The sequence below is a fragment of the Candidatus Cloacimonadota bacterium genome, from assembly GCA_019429305.1.
In the GTDB taxonomy this organism is placed as follows: domain Bacteria; phylum Cloacimonadota; class Cloacimonadia; order Cloacimonadales; family JAJBBL01; genus JAHYIR01.
Genome location: JAHYIR010000022.1, coordinates 1 through 21372, shown reverse-complemented (window position 1 = coordinate 21372; position 21372 = coordinate 1). Strand labels below are relative to the sequence as shown.

14 protein-coding genes are annotated in these 21372 nt (G+C 36.2%); 9 read left to right on the top strand and 5 right to left on the bottom strand.

Going from position 1 to position 21372, the window contains the following annotated elements; all coding sequences use genetic code 11:
* Window positions 1-4: 4 nt before the first annotated feature.
* Both K0B81_07880 and K0B81_07875 read right to left on the bottom strand, forming a co-directional pair.
* Window positions 5-2971: a hypothetical protein gene (locus tag K0B81_07880; GenBank protein MBW6516514.1), complete on the bottom strand. Its 2967-nt coding sequence runs from the start codon at window positions 2969-2971 to the stop codon at window positions 5-7.
* 160 nt (window positions 2972-3131) lie between these two features.
* On the bottom strand, window positions 3132-4049 hold the full coding sequence (locus tag K0B81_07875; GenBank protein ID MBW6516513.1) for a D-alanine--D-alanine ligase: 918 nt from the start codon (window positions 4047-4049) through the stop codon (window positions 3132-3134).
* A 145-nt stretch (window positions 4050-4194) separates the two neighbouring features.
* Between K0B81_07875 and K0B81_07870 the strand changes: the two genes are divergently transcribed.
* Window positions 4195-5580: a chloride channel protein gene (locus K0B81_07870; GenBank protein MBW6516512.1), complete on the top strand. Its 1386-nt coding sequence runs from the start codon at window positions 4195-4197 to the stop codon at window positions 5578-5580.
* Window positions 5581-5582: 2 nt separating this feature from the next.
* On the opposite strand, the gene K0B81_07865 is transcribed toward K0B81_07870, so the two are convergent.
* A complete protein-coding gene (locus K0B81_07865) occupies window positions 5583-6002 on the bottom strand; it encodes a hypothetical protein (GenBank protein MBW6516511.1) in 420 nt (139 codons plus the stop codon).
* 203 nt (window positions 6003-6205) lie between these two features.
* Between K0B81_07865 and K0B81_07860 the strand changes: the two genes are divergently transcribed.
* Genes K0B81_07860 through K0B81_07850 form a run of 3 tightly spaced genes read left to right on the top strand, consistent with a single transcriptional unit; the run spans window position 6206 to window position 8464 of the window.
* Window positions 6206-6490 carry an autorepressor SdpR family transcription factor gene (locus K0B81_07860; protein ID MBW6516510.1) on the top strand — a complete coding sequence of 95 codons (285 nt, stop codon included), beginning with the start codon at window positions 6206-6208 and terminating at the stop codon, window positions 6488-6490.
* A 1-nt stretch (window position 6491) separates the two neighbouring features.
* A complete protein-coding gene (locus tag K0B81_07855) occupies window positions 6492-7172 on the top strand; it encodes an SdpI family protein (GenBank protein ID MBW6516509.1) in 681 nt (226 codons plus the stop codon).
* Window positions 7169-8464 (top strand): alpha/beta hydrolase, encoded by a 1296-nt coding sequence (locus K0B81_07850; GenBank protein MBW6516508.1) that lies wholly within the window; start codon window positions 7169-7171, stop codon window positions 8462-8464. The genes K0B81_07855 and K0B81_07850 overlap by 4 nt, the downstream gene beginning before the upstream one ends.
* 92 nt (window positions 8465-8556) lie before the next feature.
* Here K0B81_07850 and K0B81_07845 read toward each other — a convergent pair whose 3' ends face one another.
* Both K0B81_07845 and K0B81_07840 read right to left on the bottom strand, forming a co-directional pair.
* The gene (locus tag K0B81_07845) at window positions 8557-9465 is read right to left on the bottom strand and encodes an ROK family protein (GenBank protein MBW6516507.1); all 909 of its coding nucleotides are present in this window, start codon (window positions 9463-9465) and stop codon (window positions 8557-8559) included.
* Window positions 9466-9470: 5 nt separating this feature from the next.
* The gene (locus K0B81_07840) at window positions 9471-12380 is read right to left on the bottom strand and encodes a PAS domain S-box protein (GenBank protein MBW6516506.1); all 2910 of its coding nucleotides are present in this window, start codon (window positions 12378-12380) and stop codon (window positions 9471-9473) included.
* 371 nt (window positions 12381-12751) lie between these two features.
* Here K0B81_07840 and lepB point away from each other — a divergent pair, with 371 nt between their 5' ends.
* From lepB to K0B81_07815, 5 genes are all read left to right on the top strand, one after another.
* Entirely contained in the window at window positions 12752-13456 is a 705-nt protein-coding gene (lepB, locus tag K0B81_07835) for a signal peptidase I (GenBank protein ID MBW6516505.1), read from the top strand.
* The gene (gene hemW / locus K0B81_07830; GenBank protein MBW6516504.1) at window positions 13453-14550 is read left to right on the top strand and encodes a radical SAM family heme chaperone HemW; all 1098 of its coding nucleotides are present in this window, start codon (window positions 13453-13455) and stop codon (window positions 14548-14550) included. Before lepB ends, hemW begins: the two co-directional genes overlap by 4 nt.
* Window positions 14551-14563: 13 nt before the next feature.
* Window positions 14564-15823 carry an asparagine synthetase B gene (locus K0B81_07825; protein ID MBW6516503.1) on the top strand — a complete coding sequence of 420 codons (1260 nt, stop codon included), beginning with the start codon at window positions 14564-14566 and terminating at the stop codon, window positions 15821-15823.
* Window positions 15824-16041: 218 nt separating this feature from the next.
* A complete protein-coding gene (locus tag K0B81_07820) occupies window positions 16042-18924 on the top strand; it encodes an immune inhibitor A (protein ID MBW6516502.1) in 2883 nt (960 codons plus the stop codon).
* Window positions 18925-18998: 74 nt separating this feature from the next.
* The coding region (locus K0B81_07815) for a S8 family serine peptidase (GenBank protein MBW6516501.1) at window positions 18999-21372 on the top strand (2374 nt) is incomplete at its 3' end.

Genomic DNA, 21372 nt, shown 5'->3' with positions numbered 1-21372 from the left:
CCTACTATTTTTCGATCAGGGCAATTCCTTTCTTGCCATCCATTTTGATGATTAAAGGGCGATTGGTTCTTACATGTATGAAGAAATCTGTTCTGGTTATCTCTTTCTGATCTTTTAGCCATTCCCAATCGATGAAATCGGTGGATGAGACAAAAGGTATTGTGAAGTATCCAACTTGCATGGCAACTATATTATGAAAGAAGTGAGTACCTTGAGAAGCTTCTATCAAAAAATCTTCCAGACCTGTTTCAACAATAACTTTTGCTTTGTTTATCTGAGCCCATCGGACAGGAATACCTAAAAACCGGTCTCTTGAACCCCATCTGCCTGGACCTATGAGAACATACTCACGATCTTCCTTCCTCATTTCATTATTCAACTGCTCAATTTCTTCCTGCATTTTGACGGTTTGTGTCTTATCGAATTTTGAATGATCAAGGAAAACTACATCATATATATTATCTATGATACCATTACCCATCCCTTTTTCAGTATACAAGAATAACTTTGATTTATCGATCTTTGAAGTATCGATATTGTAGCTCTCTATAGCAATTGATAAGGGCCTTATCTGCAAGATGTAAAAAGTTGGGAAGATCCCCTTGGAGGGGTTATTGTCCAGATTAACGGCAAATTCGATTTCAACCGGGGTACCGAGTGCAATTTCTCCGATTTCCAGAATCTGTTGTAAGATCTCCGCTAACGGGAAATGATTATATTTAAGTATACCCGGGAAAGTTAAGACTCTGATGCCGGGAGTTGTTAACGAATCTACAAAACGGTTATTTTGATAGTCCCATACAGTAGCAAGATTTGTTAAGGCACCCTCTTTTTCTGCTGTTTTTAGATCCAACTTGACCAGAGTTGCATCATCACCCTCTTTAAGATCGAAATTGTTCTTTTGCAGACTCAAAGCATAAAAATCTTTCTGAGAACTTTTTATACGATCATCCGGTTGCAATGGTTCCAGTTTAGGGTATTTTGGACAAAAACGATAGTTCTCTTTACCTTCGACGATTGACTTGCCTAACCCCAAAGCAATTGCAGCTATCCCATCGGAATTTTCCATATAAGAAGTAGGGTAGAAGTTGTATGATTGAGCTGCTCCAGAGATATGCGGATAGTAGTGGGTATTATTAAAATTACTTCCTACAATTTCCTGTATGATAACAGCCATCTTTTCTTCTTCGGTTTTATAGTTTAATCCCTCAATGTAACCACGGGCATTTTTGAGATATACCGAAGAAAATACCAATTTGATGGCATCTGTAAGTTGCCTAAGTCTTACTTTCTTGTCTGGATTGTTATTAGGGAGCATATAGGTTCGATACACACCAGCAAAAGGTTGAGATTGTGAGTCTTCTAAAAGTCCGGAAGAACGAACAGCTATCGGATAGTATATCTTATCTAAATATACTTCTAAACGAGCAATTAGTTCGGAACTTAATTCGCCTTTGAGAAAAAATTCATCAATTTCTCTGTCTGATAAGTTTGCTATTGATTCGTCAAAATTCAGGTTTTCCAGAAAAGTATCAAATTCATTAGTACCAATGATAGCAGTACTCGGTAGTGAAATCCTGACTTCGGGAAATTTCTTGTCGAATTCCATGGTAACTAACAATGCATTAAGAAAAGCCAAACCTCGCCCTTTACCACCCAAAGAACCTTCAGTTAAACGGATAATCTGATCGATTTCAGTTAGACTGGCGATATCAAAATTAATTATCTTTCCTCGGCACTTATCACGTCTAACTTCCTCGAATATCTGTGATAGAAAAGATCTCAAATCATCTACAGAGGAAAAATCGGTAACTTTCATTGGTCGTATCTTTTTTGCTAAAACAACCTCTCCATGAGCTACAAGCCAGTTGGAAAAGTGATTACTATTACTATGATAGAGTAAAGATTCGTCTGGCAGTGTTTTAAGTATTTGTTCTATCTCATTCAAAGTAGTAACTCGAGCGATCTCCCGATTACTAGTGTCTCTAAAGATTAGATCTCCAAAACCGAGATTCTTGATAATAAATTCGCGGAGACTGTGGAGCAGCTTTTTTGAATTTTTATCAATAAAATATACCCCTAACTCTTTTGCTTTTAGGGCATTTTCTGTTTCAGAAGATTGTAAGATGATCGGGATATCTTGTTGATCTTCTGTTATTGTCTTAATTAACTTTATGCCTGCTTCATCATCAATCTTTCCTTGATGGGAATATTTGATATCAGAGATAACACACACCATATATTCCTTGTATTTTTCATAAAGCTCAATTGCATCTTCATAATTGTGTACAAGAAGGACTTTCGGACGGGCTCGCATACGAAGTCTTTTATTGATATCGGTTAACTCTTCTTGAATCAAACGTTGTGTCTGACGCATTATGACAGAATATAATAAGGGTAAAAAGATTGAATAGTAATGAACAGAATCCTCAACAAGCAGTATAACTCTCACCAAGCCGATCTCAGTATCATAAGCTACATTCTGTTTATCCTCAACATTCTTAACCATCGCTAAGAACAGTTTTGTGTCACCATTCCAAATGAAGACGTCATCAATGCAATCCATGTCTTGTTTATGACTTTCAATAATTGCCAGATCTGATTGTACATTCAATAAGAGTAGTATCGGTAATTCTGGATTATGCTTCTTAATCAGTTTACTCAATTCAAAAGGCCCTATTTCTCCTATTCTCATCATAAGAATGACTAAATCATAATCATTCTCCTCTAATTTATGCAAGGCATCTTTGCCTGAAGGAACACTTGTTACGCGGGGAGCTGTACTGAGATTGAGTTGCCTGTATTCACCAAAAATCTGTTCTGAGAGACGACCGTCTTGCTCAAAAATAAAGGCATCATAAAAGGTAGAGACAAGTAAAATTTCCTTGATTTGCTTATGCATCAAGTTATGAAAGATATCTTCACCAAATTTAAATTTATTGTAATAGTAGTTCAGTTCCTGCATCTTCATATGCCAGATCTCCATCTTATGGGTAATAAAATTACATTATTGATATACTGAAATCAAGTCTCGTCATTTTGTAAATAAAAAAAGCCAAAATGCTTTATACTTGTTTTGCAGGATATAGATGAAGGGTTTTTGAGATTACAATTACCAGTAGCAAATTCTCTCATAGAAGTGAATATTCAATGATCTCCTCAACAAGTTCAGGAAATGATATTCCTACCTGTTTAGCTGCCATTGGTGTAAGACTGAGTGAGGTCATGCCTGGCAGAGTATTGATCTCTAAAAAATAAAAATCTTTCCCATCATAGCGAAAATCGATACGAGCATAGGCACGACAGCCAAATGTCTTGAATAACTTTATACTCATATCTTGTATTTTGTTAGTTTGTTCGTTAGATAGGTCAGCAGGTGTTTCATAGATCGTTTTGCCAGCAGTGTATTTATTTTGATAATCATACCAGCCGTCTTTAACTTTGATCTCAACAACAGGGAGAGCTTTCTTACCGAGGATAGAGACTGTCAATTCCGAGCCCTCAATATACTTTTGAATAATTACCTTTGTACTATATTGGAAAGCTTCTTGAATAGCTTCAATCAGATTGTTTGGATCTCTTAATATAGTAATTCCTACTGAAGAACCGGAATTGTTGGGTTTTACAACCAAAGGTAAAACTAAATTATCGACGAATTTCCAATTCTTTGGAATGCATTCATCAATAACAAGATACTCAGGAACTTTTATACCAATTGAATATGCTAAGACAAAACTAAGATGTTTATCCATGCAGAGTGAGCTGGCATTCATATTTGAACCGGTGTAAGGAATATCAAGCAAGGACAAAAATGCTTGTAATGTGCCTTCTTCTCCTACTCCACCATGCAAACCAATAAAAACTATATCAGGTTTGATGGAGAGGATTCGTTCTCCTAATTGAAGATAATTGGTAAAATTAGCTGGATCAAGGGGTATAGTCTCATAACCCAATTCATTTAATGCTTTATGTATTTCAGCAGAGGATTTCAGTGATATTTCACGTTCTTCAGAAAAACCACCTTGTAATAAAACTACTTTTTTTACCATCTAAAACCTCTGACAAAGTATTTTCACTTTCATCCGATGAGTCAAGTAAATAATTTAAGTAAGATAGTAAATCTTAATTAAATTATCCTTGACTGAGATAATGTTGATTGTTTTCCTTCACCTTATTAATTGAGCAGGATAATCAATGAAGAAGTTATTCGCCGAAGAGACAGTTCTTTTCATGAGTTTGGTAAAGTGGTTTTTTTTGGCAGCAATTATTGGTATAATAGTTGGTATATCAACTGCAATATTTTTAAAAAGTCTCGAATGGGGAATAGGTATTGGGCAACAGCAAGCAAGATATTTTATCCTACTCCCCGTATCTTTATTTCTTAGTACTCTTATCATAAAAATCTTTGCTCCGGAAGCAGGTGGACATGGAACTGAGAAAATTCTGGAAGCAATTCATAAGAGGTCAGGGCGAATAAATGTAGCAGTTGTACCAATTAAACTGTTAACAACGGTTATCACTATAGCTAGCGGTGGTTCAGCCGGGAAAGAAGGACCAGCTGCCCAGATAGGATCAGCCCTATCCTCGCTTCTTGCAGATGTATATAGATTCAATGACAGAGAGAGAAGAAAGTTAGTCGTTTGTGGTATTAGCGCCGGCTTTTCAGCTGTTTTTGGCACCCCAATAGCTGGTGCAATTTTTGGATTAGAAGTACTGGTTGCAGGAATGATAGTTCACGAAGATCTGTTTCCCTCTTTTGTAGCCGGAGTAATATCATTTCAAGTAGCAAATATTCTGGGGATTCATTATTATTATAACCACATTCAAATTTCTCCCATCTTTAACCATTATCTGTTCTTTATAGTTGTCGGAGCCGGTATTTTCTTTGGTCTATGTTCATTGTATTTTATCGAGATAATTCATCTTGTAAAAAAACTAGCTGATAAAATAAGGATCTGGGAACCGTTTAAAGGTCTAATCGGTGGCCTTATATTAATAGGATTGGTATATCTGTTTTCTTCAAAAATGTTTCTGGGATTAGGTACAAGTACTATTGAAAGTACTCTCCATGGTGAAAGGATTATCTGGTATGCTTTTCTGGTAAAAGGTTTGTTTACTGCCATAACTTTAAGTTTTGGAGGTAGTGGTGGCGTTATAACTCCGATTTTCTTCATAGGAACTGCTGCCGGTGCTTTTTTTGCTCAGTTGTTTGGTCTCGATGTTCCCACTTTTGCTGCTATTGGTCTGGTTGCTTTACTATCAGGTGCAACAAATACACCTATCGCCTCAAGTATTATGGCAGTAGAGTTATTTGGACCTACTATAGCTCCTTATGCAGCACTCGCTTGTATAATAAGCTTTTTGATGACGGGTCATAGATCTGTTTATCCATCTCAAGTGTTGGGAATACGGAAATCTATGTCTCTTAGTGTTGATATCGGAATGGATATGGAGAAAATCAAAACAACTATACAAACAAGAGATCGAAGTTTTATAGGAATTCTGCTAAAAATTTTACATAGATTCCAGAAAAGTCGTTTCAATGGCAATGGAGATTCGTCAAATGAGAAGAAAAACTGAAGTTAGTCGAAAAAATTGCCCTCTAAGATCTGCTCAAATGTACGTTTAGTTTTTAAATCCCGTAATCTCCTATAAATGCGTAAGTTCTGATCATCTGTTATTAATTTCTCTTTCCTGAGGAATTGCGTCCATAATTGTAAATTAAAACGAGTTGTCTTATCAAGCTTGTTAACATCTGCTAACCAATCTCCATCAGTATTACGCCTATGGCAATATATCCAACCCTTTTCTATAAGATCTGAGATTATTGTCTTAGTTGCTTCACCTTCCATTTCATTTGTATCACTATACTTGGCATATATTATTTGCATTTCATCTATAGTATAACCGAAAAATAGAGGGTCTCTAACTATTGTTATAACAGGATGCTTCTCAATATCAATTACTATCCCTTTGGGACTTATCCAGTATTCCATTATCATATGAAACCTCCTGTTACATTATCTGGAAACATACTACTTTCTCTATCTTCATAATAATGTAAAGCTGAAAAGTAATATGGCAAAGAGAAAAGCCCTATAATAGCTTTAGAATTTCATACCTCAAACCAAAAATACATTTCTTCTTGACATGGTGGATTACTTAAATATTTAGGTAATTAGTTAAATAATTATGGTGGATGGATATGAATAATGATAGCGTATTTAAGGCATTATCTGATGAAAATCGCAGAAAGATAATCAAGCTTCTACGAAAAAATGAAGAGATGACAGCGGGGGATATTGCTGATAAATTTGCTATATCTAAACCGGCTATTAGTGAACATCTGAAGATATTGAAGAATGCTGGATTGGTTTGTTCAATCAAGAAGGGACAATATGTTGAGTATTCCTTAAACACCAGTGTTTTTGAGGAGATATTAGAGTTTTTCTTAGCTTTTTTAAAAGATTCAAAAAGAAAGGAGAATTGATATGGAGAGAATCAAACGTTTTAAGTGGTCTATATTGATAATAATAATTCATCTTATTATAGTTTTATATTTCAATGTTATATTGAGCTCTGATGTTTTGATACCGCGTCAGTGGGATTATAAAGGGGATATAGCCTATTCAGGAAAAGGCTTTGGATTGTGGTTCTTATTGAACTTGAATGCTTTTTTGGTCTTAGCTTTTGTCTTGTTTCCTCTTTATTCACCACGATATCGAAGAAATCCGGGGAGATTTGATTCTATACTACCCAATCTAACATTTATTGTGAGTTTTTTCCTGATGATCATTCATTTGTATATGCTTTTATGGGCAATTGACTTTCAATATTTGAAGGGTGAAAATGTGATCTTCGTCTTGATTGGTTTGTTGTTTATATTCTTGGGTAATATCTTACCCAAGATACCTTCAAATTTCTTTGCCGGTGTCAGAACACCTTGGACTTTAACATCTGAAAAGAATTGGCATAAAACTCATCGGGTCAGTGGTTTTGCCTTTGTCATCGGGGGTATTTTAATGATCATACGCGGTTTTATTCACTTCACATCTACTTTATCATTGATACATACTTTCGGGGTTTTAGGATTTCTATTATTCTACCCGATCATCTATTCCTATACTGTTTTTTTGCAAGAAAAGAAAGAAAAGAGAGGAGGGGAAAAATGAAAAAAATTAAAACCTTGGTCTTACTGTTCTGTTTAGTGTTGTTATCAATATCTGGGCTATATTCAAGCAATAGTCAGTATATTGGCTTTTGGATTGGTGCAATAAGAGTTATGGATACTGAATTAGAGATTCATTTAGAGATTAGTGAAAAAGATGATCAATTTATTGGCTTATTGTCAATACCACAACAATTGCAAAAAGATTTGGAAGTATATGATTTAGATATAAGCTTTCCTGAAATAGAGTTTAAACTCGATGTTGGGACAATTGCTGCTTTTTCCGGGATTATGCAGAAGGGATATATCAGCGGAACCTTTTCTCAAGCAGGAGTAAATGGTCTGTTCCATTTGATTAGAGGAGAGAAGAGTGTTATTAGAGATTCCAGTATTGAATTCGGACCATTAGAAGGAGAAACTGAAATATCTGTTGATACCAATAAAGGAATCTTATATGGTAGTTTAGTAATACCAGATAGAGAAGCAGAATTTCCTTTGGTCATTATTGTTGCAGGTTCGGGACCGACTGACAGAGATGGTAACAATCCACTCATATCCGGTAAAGGTTACTTCTATCGTCAGATTGCTGAGGAATTAAGAAATACCGGGATCGCAACTCTTAGATATGATAAAAGAGGTGTGGGCAAGAGCCGAGAAGCACATATAGATGAAATTGATTTAAAAATAGATAATTATGTATTGGATATTATCAATTGGTTAGAACTATTAAAAGAAGATTTGCGTTTTTCTTCGATCATTTTATTTGGTCACAGTGAGGGATCGTTGTTAAGCATTTTAGCAGCACAAAGAGAGGAAGTTTCAGGATTAATATCAGCAGCAGGTGCAGGTAGAGATATGGCTGATGTATTATTAGAACAATTTGCCCGACAGCCAGAACCCTACAAATCAGAAGGAGAAGATATTATTTCATCATTACGTAGAGGTCAAGAAGTGCCTGAAGTTAGTAAAGAATTATATCCAGTCTTTCGACCTCAGATTCAACCATATTTAATATCCCAGATGCAAATTAATCCTTCTTCAGAGTTATCGGAATTGGATATTCCCATCTTAATAATTCAAGGAACAACCGATCTACAGGTAGGAGTAGAAGATGCCCAAATTCTTGCAAGTAGCAACCCTAAAGCTGATTTGATGATAATCGATAACATGAATCATGTATTTAGATCATCTTCAATGAATATGCAGGAGAACATAAGTACTTATGGTGATCCTGATTTGCCATTATCAGATGGATTTATAATGAGTATAATAGAATTCATAAATAAACTTAGGTGATTATCTATAGTATCAGTGCATTTTTATGAGGGAGAGGATATTGAAGAATTTGTGATATATCAAAATATAATAACAGATTAAAGTAACTCTAACTATTGTTTTATAAACTCTTCGACAAGAACTATACCTCCCCAAACACCTGCTTTATTCTTTAATTTTGCTTCTTTGATAACTACACGATTTCTTTGATATTCATTAAGAAATGACCTAATTGATTCTTTAAGCGGACTGATAGAAAAACTAGGACATTCAGTCAAACCGCCACCAATTATAATCTCCTGAGGATCTATAATAGTGACAGCATTTGCAATAGCTATACCGAGCTTGTCATATATGCTTTTTATAAATGAAGAGTACTCGCGATTCTCTTTACTTGTTTGGAGAATTAGCTCAATACTTTGTATTTTACTAAACATTGATTTAGCTTTCGCTTCAATAGCGGGAATTGATCCATAAGCTTCAAGACATCCTCTTTTCCCACAAAGACATTGAATCCCATTTTGTTCAATGATTGTATGACCTACTTCGTTAGCAGAATTATGTGCTCCGTGATATATTTGTTGATTAACAACAAAGCCACTTCCTATACCTGTTCCAACAGTTATTCCTAATAGCGATTGAGTACCGTTCTCTCTATCTGACTCTCCAAAAGCCATTAGATCGGCATCGTTCTCAACTATAACAGGTATGTTAAATTTGTCTTCAAGAAATGTTTTTGGATTAGCTCCAACCCAGTTGTTCAGGTTTGGACAATTGCCAACGACATCACCTGTTAAATGGTCAATAAAACCTGGAGTACCTAAAGCAATCCCCTTTAAAGAATTAGATTCTTGGATTTTCCCTTTTATATGATGAATAGCAGAACTTAGAAGACTATACAACTCTTCACGTCCTCTATTATAATGGCTTTTGTGATAGGATGCTTTTAATCCATCTACGCTATTGCCATATCCGTATTTAAGAGATGAACCTCCTAAATCCAAACCGGCAAAGATATCCATATAAGTTATTTTTTATCTTTCAGAGTCGAGTGAACTGATTCAATAAAATCTTCAATATTATAAGGTTTTTCAACTTTACTGATAAAGCCGAATTTTTGCGGGTCTGCCATAACAGGATTGTCTAAATAACCGCTTGTGGCAATGGCAACGATATCCGGATATTTTTCACTCAAAATTTTTAATGTTTCTAAACCACCTAATTCACCCGGGACAGTAAGATCAAAGATAACCAGATCAAAAGGTTCACCTTTAAGATATTCTTCTTCAAATATTAGAAGGGCTTTCGATCCGTTAGCACAATTCACTACAGTATATCCTAATTCTTCCAGAGCATCTTTCACAGTATCAATGATTATAGGATCATCGTCCATAATCAATATTTTACTTTCATATTTCTCTGCTACTTCTTCTTCAGAATCAAGATCGTGGATTGCTGATTTAGATGCTGGTAAGAAAACATTAACGGTTGTTCCTTCACCAGGAACCGAAGAAACATCTATGCTACCATGATGCTTGTCGATTATTGAATAAGCAGTTGCTAAACCCAAACCACTACCTTGTTGTTTGGTTGTAAAGAAGGGATCAAATATCCTATCTAAATAACTTTCAGGTATTCCGGTTCCTTCATCTATTACTGTAATTTTAACATAATTAGCTGTTTTACTAGTCCATTCAGGAGCATTAGAACCGGGAATATTCTCTCCCTTAATGTTTATTACTCCACCATCGGGCATGGCTTGCATAGAATTGATCAATATGTTATTAAAGACTTGCTGGATTTGTGTTTTATCTATATCACATAGCCATAAATCTTCAGGGATTTCTATATTATAACGAATTTTCGAGCCACTCAGTACGAACTTAGCTGTTTCATCCAAAATATCTTTTATATAATGAGGCTTTTTATCCGGAACACCACGACGTGAGAATGTTATTAACTTATCAGTTAAACTTGTAGCTCTTTCATAAATACCTAATGCTCTAGATAGGTATTGAGCAACTTTTTCCTTAGAGTTGTGGAATACCATTGCCATCTCGATATAACCAAAAAGAGTACTCAAAAGATTATTAAAATCATAAGCAATACCTGCTGCTAATGTTCCCAGTGACTCTAACTTTTGTGATTTTATTAACTCTTGTTCTTTACGTTTTTTGGCAGTGATATCATGGAAGACAATAATATCACCAATAATAATGTCTTTTTGGTTAAGTATAGGGCTGCTGTTTACATAAATATTTCTCTTTCTACCATCTTTAGTTAGTATAATTGGATTATCAGTAACACCACTTATCTTATCTGGTTCAATAACTTGTAAAATAGAATTATCTGATGGCTTGTTAGACTGTTCATCAAATAAGACTATCACCTTATCTATATGATCACCTTGTACATCTTGTGATTTCCAACCAGTAAGTTCTTCAGCCGCTTTATTCATTAATGTAATCTTGCCTTCCGTATCCATGGCAATAACACCTTCTCCAAACCCTTCAAAGATTGATTGAAGTTTATCGGTTTCTAATTTTTGATCCAACTCAATCTTCTTAAAAGGGGTTATATCTAAAATCATGCTGAATTTTGCTTTTTGGTTATTTTGCCAAGAGATAATCTTCTCAGTTACCAAATAGTAACAATCTAAGTCAGGATCATAATGTTCCCATCTGTTTGTGGTACCGTCATGAAGAAAGTTTTTGCTATAATCTATAACAAATGGATCTCTGCTTTCTCTTAATGCCTGATAACATTTATTGTTGATAGCTTTATCAGCTATAAGTTGCTGTGTAAACTTATTGGTAAATAGAATTTGATGTGACTTGATATCTGAAACATAGATTATCTCATCAATATTGTTAGATAGCTCTATTAATAGTTTGTTGTTAACTCCATGCTTATCTGAAAACTCATCAATCTTTGACAGATCAATGTCAATAGAGAAAAATTCTGACTCGTCATGAGTATTCTGGATCTTAGTATAATAAGAGAATACTCTTATACTGGTATCCTTTTTACCTTTGTGAATAGTTTCTTGTGGAGGGATCGTTTTCCCATTTTTCAGCCATCTATCAAATGCTTCGATAAACTTCTCTCTTTGCTCGGGTAATAGTAGTATGTCATCTATTTTAGAGCTGATTATCTTTTCTTTTTTGTATCCGTAGATATCTTCACATGCGTCATTACAAAAGACGATCCTTCGATTTCTGTCCCAACCCATAATAGCAATATTAGGAATTCTCTCCAATAAACTGCGAGCTCTATGTTCACTTTCGGTAAGCTTATTTTCAATTTCTTTTTGTGCTGTCACATCTCTAATTACTGCTAAAACAGAATATTTTCTACCCTCTTCATCTAGTTCTCTAATTAAGTTAGCTTGTAAATAATACGAACCAGTTTCCCCTTTAAAGAAGTAAACTCCATCCTTACTCTCTCCTGTATCCATAACTTCTTTTATGGCTCTTTCCCAGCTATCCAATTCTGATTCAAATCCCGGGAATTGGGAAGTAATATCTTTTATTGTCTTACCTATAAGATCGGCTGGGTCGAGATTAGTATATCGAGACAGAGCTGGACTGACAAAAGTATGTCGAAGATGTTTATCAAATCTGATAATGATATCTGGATAATTCTCTAACAAAGAGCAATATTCTTTTTCTTTTTCCTGTAGTATTTTCTCTCTTTGTCTGAGTTCAATTATAGTTTGAATTAGTTTCAAAGTGAATCCACTGATAATAGCTATGAACGACAAACCGATTATGAACGGTAGTACTGTAATACTTCCCTCTGCTCTCAAAAAAATGATATAAGTAACAAAAAGAGGGACTAAAAGAAAAACAGCGATTTTGTAAGCAATAAAGCTATTTTGTTTTTTTAAACTTGTTCCTCTTCTTCTTTTTAAATTAGATGCTCTTTTTTCGCTCATACTAATTCCTTAGTTGACCTCCGTTTATTCGTAACATGTGCTATAGCTGTGAAGCAAATGACAAATATAAAAAGCTTAAGAAAACAGGCAATATATTTTTCCCTGAGAGTATTTTTATGAAGAATGTGAGCTAATGAAAAATCAAATTACAGTGCTGAAAATGAAGACACAACAATCCTGATCAGCGATCATGTTCAATAAGTTTGATAGTTTGGTTTCAATTTGTGAGGTTTGCTTGATTTATTACTAACAACAGGACTAACTCTTTAATGTCTTTTCCTTATAGTTTGCTTGAAGTTCTCGAAGAAAGTTTTATAAACCATTGATATAAAACCTGGGTCAGTAGGAGAGAAGCATTCAATTTTCTTGACATGAGAATCATAGTTAGTGAGTTGACAGAATTAAGGAATAGAATTATGAAAAAAAAGAAAAAAGTAGTTCGTAAGAAGCATTGGGTTCAGGATTGGTTAGAAGCTATTCTCTTTGCCTTTGTTGTAGCGATGATCATTCGCAACTACACCTTCCAGAATTTTAAGATACCAACAGCATCGATGGAATCCACGCTGTTAATTGGAGATTATCTTGTAGCCAACAAATTGAAATATTATTTTACTGAGCCACAAAGAGAAGATATTGTAACTTTTCGTTATCCAGCTGATCCCGAGGAACCTGAACCACGAGATAGATATGTTCGTCTGATTCCACCAATATATTGGAGTAAAGATAAAACATTTTTTACCTACTATGAGAAAAAAAATGTAGTTAAAAGAGTTATTGGTTTGCCGGGAGACACGATTCATATTGTTGATAAAACTGTCTATATTAACGGGGAGCCTCATTATGGTGGTTATGAACAATTTACAGCTCCAAGAGCATATCTGAGGCCAACTTATGGTCCTGTAGAAGTCCCAGAGGGAAGGTATTTTGTCTTGGGTGATAATCGAGATTATAGTGCCGATAGTCGTCATTGGGGTTATTTAGACCGAAAGGATATCACAGGAACTCCGTTATTCATCTTTTGGTCCGTAGGCAGAGATGGTATCCGTTGGGAGAGAATCTTTACCAGTATTAGATGATTAATTCAGTATATCTGCATTACCCCTTTTGTCTTCGTAAATGTGGATACTGCAGCTTCTATTCGGTAGAGTATAATAGAGAAATAAGCAAAGAGTATCTCAAATTTATAAAACAAGAAATCAAAAAATATCATCAAATAGTTAAGATCAAACCCCGGACAATATACTTAGGGGGTGGAACTCCGAGCTTAATGGATATAGAAGATATTCAGAATGTTATTGAGTTGTTTGATTTATCTTGTTTGCATGAGTTTACTATAGAAGTCAATCCTGCAACAGTAAATTTCGCAAAGTTAACAGCATATAGAAAATGTGGTATTAACAGAATAAGTTTTGGGATGCAGTCTTTTATCGATAAAGAGTTAAAATTATTAGGCAGGTTGCATAACAGACAAGATAATTATCAATCATTCTCGTTAGCCCGGGACAGTGGTTTTAATAATATATCTTGTGATCTAATATATGGTTTACCCAATCAAGAATATAAAGACCTTCGATTTAATCTGGTTAAGGTTATAGAACTGAAACCCGAACATGTCTCAATGTATTGTCTAAGTCTCGAAGATGATGCACCATTAGCCAGAAATGGGACTAAATTGCCCAACGATGAAATTACAGCAAAGTTCTATCGTTGTATAGTAGAAACATTGGTAAAAGCAGGTTATAAGCATTATGAGATATCCAATTTTTCGAAGCAGGATTTTATGTCACAGCATAATCTAAATTACTGGAAGAATGGAGAATACATCGGCTTTGGGTGTAGTGCCCATAGTTACGTAGATAATTACCGTTATCACAATTCATCTGATCTAAAATCTTATTATTCAGAAGTGCTATCTAAAACAATTTTTCCTAATAAAGAGAAGCAGGACGAAGCAATTAAGAAGAAAGACTTTGTTATCCAGGGTTTAAGGATGACTAAAGGTCTTGATTTAGAGAGCTATAAGAGATCTTTTAGGGAAGATTTCTTAACTCGATATCACAAAGGTATAGACAAACACAAAAAATTTCTTAAAATTAATAATGGCTATTTAAAGTTAACAACAGAAGGTTTTTTTGTTTCCAATGAGATAATTATCGATTTAATAGACTGATAAGAGGTTACAAATGATTTTATTCAAGGTAATCATACTGATAGTAATCGTTTTTCTAGCAGTTAATCCTTTATTTTCTGAGTTACTAATCCCAATGGACGGAGCTCAAACAGATCATCTAAAGGCATATGGAATAGCTTTTTATGCGTTAACAAAGGATATAAATGTCCAATGGTTATTAAACTATCGAGGTGGTTCTTTTCTGATTCCTGACTCGAGAGAAATTGAAGGCATTTGTAATATACGAGGAGTTAGATTTGAAAGAGTCTCTTCATCAGAAGTTACAAATATCTATTCTATTATCAACGAAGCAAATATGGACATAGTGGTTTTAGAAAAAGAACCCCAAATAGCTATCTATACTCCGCCAAATTCTCTCCCTTGGGACGATGCAGTTACTTTGGCATTGACTTATGCCGAAATTGACTATGATACTCTATGGGACGAAGAGGTCTTACTAGGTATGCTTGACGACTATGATTGGTTACATCTTCACCATGAAGATTTTACTGGTCAATACGGCAAGTTTTATGGTAGTTACCGTACTGCTGCATGGTATCAGGAAGATGTAAGAATCAATGAAGCCATGGCTGCACGATTAGGATATCAAAAGGTTTGGCAATTGAAACATGATGTTGCTGATAAGATTAGACAATATGCCAAGAATGGTGGTTTTCTGTTTGCTATGTGTGCCGCAACAGAAACTCTTGAAATTGCCTTAGCTGCATATGGGATTGATATAGTTGAAGCTTCCTTTGATGGTGATGGAGTTGATCCCAATTACAAAAGCAAATTAGATTTTTCACGTACTTTTGCCTTTGAGAATTTCACGCTTACAACTAATCCTTATATTTATGAACACTCAAGTGTCGATGCCAGTAATTATGCTAGATTGAGAGGTCCTGAACAGGACTATTTTGTCCTCTTTGACTTCTCTGCCAAGTTTGATCCTGTACCTACTATGCTCACCCAAAATCATACTAATACAGTAAATGGTTTTTTAGGTCAGACTACTTCCTATCATATGGAATACATAAAGAGCAGTGTAATTATTTTAGGAGAATCACCAGGTGAAGATGAAGCAAAATATATCCACGGTAATTTAGGAAATGGTACTTTCACTTTCTATGGAGGGCATGACCCGGAAGATTATGCACATCGTATTGGTGACCCTGAAACAAATCTATCATTACATAAGAATTCTCCAGGGTACAGATTGATTCTTAACAACATACTCTTCCCTGCTGCTGAAAAGAAGAAACTTAAAACTTAATGAAGTCTCTGATTTTTATATTCCAAATCAATCGTATAAGTTCAGGGGATTAAATGTTGAGTATCTATTAACGAAAAGATATGTAATTTTAAGAAAGTTTTTATGAGTACTGATGTTGGCTCATTTCCTTGATAAAAAAAGGTTTGACAAGAAAACCTTTGTCTATTTTAAATAATTATCTATGGTTCATACTATAAACAATATGGAGGATAAGTGAAATGAAAAAACACTTGATTTTGGCTATTCTGATGGTTTTCGTTCTTGGTGTTGTCTATGCTGACTCAATTATGACACCTCATTCGGGAGTAAACGCATTTGAGGTTGCTAGTCTCACAGGGCAAACAGCAAATTTACGAGGATCATTAAGAAATGAGCAAAATGTTTTAAGGGAAGAGACAGTATTCTATATGCAAGATTTTGAAAGTGGTTGGAATGGTTGGTATTCCGTTGATGGAACACTACCCGCTGCAATGTGGCATTTAACAGATTGGAATGCTTATGGTGGAGTAGGTTATTCTTGGTGGATGGGTGATCCTGAGATCGGTGGATATAGAAATCTGCAGTATCTAGCTTTAGATACCCCTGAGATTGCTGTTACAGCAGGTAATAGCACGTTAACTTTTAAGTTGAATTATAATATGGAACCCCCCGAAACATATCAACAATATGACGGTTGGGATGGAGCAAATATTCGTATTTCTACTGATGGTGGGAATACATGGACAGTTATCAATGGTACTCCGGCTTATAATTGTACATCAATGTACAGTTTCGGTGTTTCTCATGGAGAAGGTGTTGGTGTACCCGGTTGGGGTGGCAGTTCTGATGGTTGGGTTGATGCCTCTTTTGATCTGAGCAGCTATGTTGGACAAAATGTAAGAATAAGATTTGCTTTTGCATCAGATCCTGCCGCTGACACAACAGAAAATCCTTCCTGGTTCGGTATCATGGTTGACAATATAGCGTTAGGAGCATTTGATCATGATTTTAATGACAATCAAACACACGGTATGGTAGCTTCCAGTGTCGTTCCTGTCGGTGGAGATTTATGGCATATCGGAACTCCAACTCCTTTACCACCATCACCACCGCATGCAGCAGTATGTCAAAATGATCAAGGATCTTACGATGGCTTAATGATGAATTATCTGGTTTCAGAACCAATAACTCTACCTTCAAGTGGCGATATTAGGGTCGACTTTATGGTCAGAGGGGCTGTAGATGGAGATACAAATCTTTTCCCAAATTGTGACTATTGGGGTTGGGAAATATCTCCTGATGCCGGCTTCTCATGGTATGCAATGAGTAATCCGTATAATATTCCTGGAGATCCAAACTATGTCTATATTGACGTACCAGATATGTGGACTTCTATGATATCTGCCTATTCATTAGACGGTTATATTTCTGAGTATGCCGGACAGACGGTTCAGTTCAGAATATTCTTGAGATCGATAGACCACACCCCAGTTGGTGAAGGTTTGATGATCGATAACTATACTATCTATCATTCAGAGTATCTTCCTGTTCCAATTAATCTAACAGCCGAAGCTGAAGGGCAAGAGGTTAACTTATCTTGGTCACCTCCCGGAGCTGGCGGTTCAGAAGGTTGGATTCATTGGGATGATGGTATTAATTTTGATGGTATAGGTTTGACTGCAGATGGAACTTTTGATGTTGCTGCTTTCTTCTCCCGACAGGATATGGAGCCATATGTTGGTGGTTATATAACTACAGTTAAAATATTTCCCAGATCTTCTGTGGCTACAACTTCATACGAATTATATATTTGGAAGGGGGTAAGTGGTAATGAAGTAGTTTATAATCAAGCTTTGACAGGACTCACTTTCAATCAATGGAATGAATTAACTCTTACTGAACCTGTTTATCTTGAGTTTGGACAAGATTATTGGGTGGGGTATAATGTAGAGCATGTAGCAGGAGAGTTTCCTGCTGGCTGCGACTCAGGTCCTCATGTTCCTGGCAAAGGTGATATGATTAGAATGGGAGCTGGTGGATGGCAAAGCTTATACACTGCTTCTGGTGGTGCTATAGATGCTAATTGGAATATTCAGGCATTAGTCGAGATCCTGGACATAAGAACTGGCGAACCTGTAGTTAAGCATCTGCAAAGAGAAGAGATTACCGGTTACAATGTTTATCACTCTCTTTCCTCTGGAGCAGGATACACAAGTATTGGAACAACAGATGCAACTGAGACAAACTTTGTACATCAAAATCCTGAAGAGGGAGCAGTTAACTACTATGTTGTTACAGCTCTTTATGGTACAAGTGAATCTGGGTACTCAAACGTAGCATCAGCATTTGTCATTCCGGCAACATCAGAGGAATTAGCTTATGATGACGGTACAGCTGAATCAGGATATAATGTAGGCAATAATAGCCATTTAGCAGTTAAGTTTATGCCGAATATAATCAATGAAGTACAACTAACTCACTTAAAGATATATGTTGAAACTGTTAGAACTGCGCCTATGGTTATAAAAGTGTGGGAAGATGAAGATGGCTTCCCCGGTGAATTTGCTATTGCACAGTTTGTTTTCCCAGCTAATCAGATACAGTTAGGTTGGAATATTATCCCGATACCGGAAGGAACACCTATTTATTTAGAAGATGGATATTTCTTTGTCGGTATTCTAGAATCTGCTAATTCTTCAGCTATTGGTGTTGATGAGGATAGTGTTGGAAATAGCTATATAAAGATCACTACGAATCCGTGGTCACAATTCCAGAACGGAAACTTCATGATCAGAGCAATACTAGCAGGATATTCCGATGTTGATGAGATATTGATCCCGAGTAATGACGTACTTACTGTAACCAACTATCCAAATCCATTCAATCCTGAGACTATCATCAAAATGAACCTTCCGCATGCATCTCATGTAAAATTGAGTGTTTATAATGTTAAAGGTCAGTTAGTAAAGGTTCTTGTAGATGACTATTTAAATGCTGGTACCCATCAGACAGTCTGGAATGGAACTGACAACAGAGGCATTAATGTCTCCAGTGGTCTTTATTTCTATAGTCTGGAGAGTGATGGACAGATCATCAACAGAAGAATGATGCTTTTGAAATAATAGTGTTAATCAATGCCAGCACCTACTTGTTTTCTAAGTAGGTGCTGGTTATAATTTTAAGGGGAATTAACAACATGTTAAAAATACTAATAAAGATAACTATTTTTACTTTGATGATCGGACTCCTTTCAGCAGAAGGTTTGCCTTTTATTGAAGAATATTTTTATCCACGATCTATTATTGTTGCCTTTTCGAGGGATGCAATAGGGAATAGATATGGGGAGATCGAATTTACTCGTAATGATGGTATTGTCGTTACCCACATGCAGAGTTTCAACCGCATAGCTGAAGAGTATCGCGTGGTTGATCTAGTGCAGATGCATCATTCAGTCACCCATCTTGATTGGCATGATAATGGGATCCATATCCAAAACATATACCGAATAGTTTTAGAATCCAATGATAACATAGAGAGTGCTCAGATTGCTTTAGTAAATGAGAAAGATATCTTGTTTGCAGAATACGAAACTATCAATAGGACAAGATTTATACCTAACGATCCTGAATATAATCTGCAATGGCATCATCCCAGAATTAGTATGCCTCAAACATGGAACTATGTACAAGGAAGCAGTGAGGTTATTGTTGCCATAACAGATACAGGAGTTAAGTGGAATCATCCCGATCTGGCAGATAATATCTGGATCAATGAGGCAGAACTACCCGGGATAACCATTGACTGGGTAAACGGTATGATCTATGGTGGAGACGGGATCGATAATGATGGTAATGGTTTTATTGATGATGTTATTGGTTGGGATTTTGTTGAGAACAACAATAACCCCTATCAGAATTTTCCAGGCAATGAACATGGGACCCATGTTGCCGGTTGTGCTGGAGCAGTAGGTAATAACAACATTGGTGTAACAGGTACTGCCATGAATGTCTCATTAATGTCATGTAAGGGAGCACCTTCAAATGCACCAAGTGGCGGAGTTCAGTATGCTTATCAGCAAGTACAGTATGCAGCACAATCCGGTGCTCATATTATCAATTGTAGTTGGGGTGGTCCCGGGAGTGGAACCTATGCCAACTCTGTAGTGAATTATGCTACTAATTTAGGTTCGCTGGTTGTTGCAGCCGCAGGCAATAGTAATATGGAACATAATGCATCGTATCAAGATTATCCGGCCGATGCCGTGAACGCTTTTTGTGTTGCAGCTACCGATCCAAATGATATCAAGGTAAATTTTTCTGACTATGGTGTACCAATCGATATATCCGCACCAGGAGTCAATATTCGTTCTACTTGGGGAAACAATACCTACTACTCAACAAGTGGGACATCAATGTCATCTCCTATTGTAGCTGGAGTTGCTGCCTTAGTTAAATCACTTCATCCTGAGATTCTGCCGTTAGATCTTAGAGATAGAATTATGTTTACCTCTGATTATATAGATGATCTTAATCCTGATTATGCAGGCTTATTGGGAGCTGGTAGGGTAAATGCTTACCGAGCTACCATGTATGATAAGATCCCACACCTTTCTATCTATCAACATACTTTACTTGAATATAGTGGTGACGGTGATGGTGTTCCCAATCCGGGAGAAGAAATAAACCTTATTTTTGCTCTATACAATGACCTATATTGGCTAACAGCTACAAGTGTAACTGCTACTCTTTCTACTGAAGCACCCGGTGTCGAGATCTTGATCGATACGGTAAGTTTTCCAAATATAGACGGTGGCTCTGTCGTTCTGAATACTACCAATCCCTTCCGTTTCACAACAGAGGCAACTTTATCAAATTTAACAATACCTTTCATACTTACGATCACTGCTAATCAGAGCAATCCATTCCCTTATGAAGCATCTTTTGATTATGAAGTTAAACTTTCTCTGCAGCAAGCCAATTGGCCATTTGCTCTATCCGGAACCTCCAACTCTTCGGCTCTGCTGCTCGATCTGGATGGTGATGTAAGAAGAGAGATCATCTTTGGTGATTCGCAAGGTGACTTATGGGCTTTAAAACATAACAAGACACCTTTACCGGGCTTTCCGGTTAATTTAGGTTCTAACATCAGTGCAGCAGTTGCCGCTGCCGATCTGAATAACAACGGCACTACAGAGATCATTGCCAACAGTCAGACAGGACTGATCAACTGTGTAAACCCGAGCGGTGATATTCTCTTTCAATATAATGCTGGTGGTCAGCTACGTTCTAATCCAATGTTGGTTGATGTCAATAATAACGGCAACCTGGAGATCGTTGCCTTGACGTTTAGCAATCCCCGCTTGATCATACTCAATCATGACGGCACAGATTTTCCCGGTTTTCCTGTAACTATTAGTGCAGCTGTTTTATCGTCCCCGGCATCAGCAGATCTGAATGGAGATGGGCATAAAGAGATCATCTTCAATACGAGTGGTGGTTCACTGCATGCTATATCAACAGTAACGGGAACCGACATAGATGGCTGGCCCAAGTCAATCGGTTCTGCTTCCT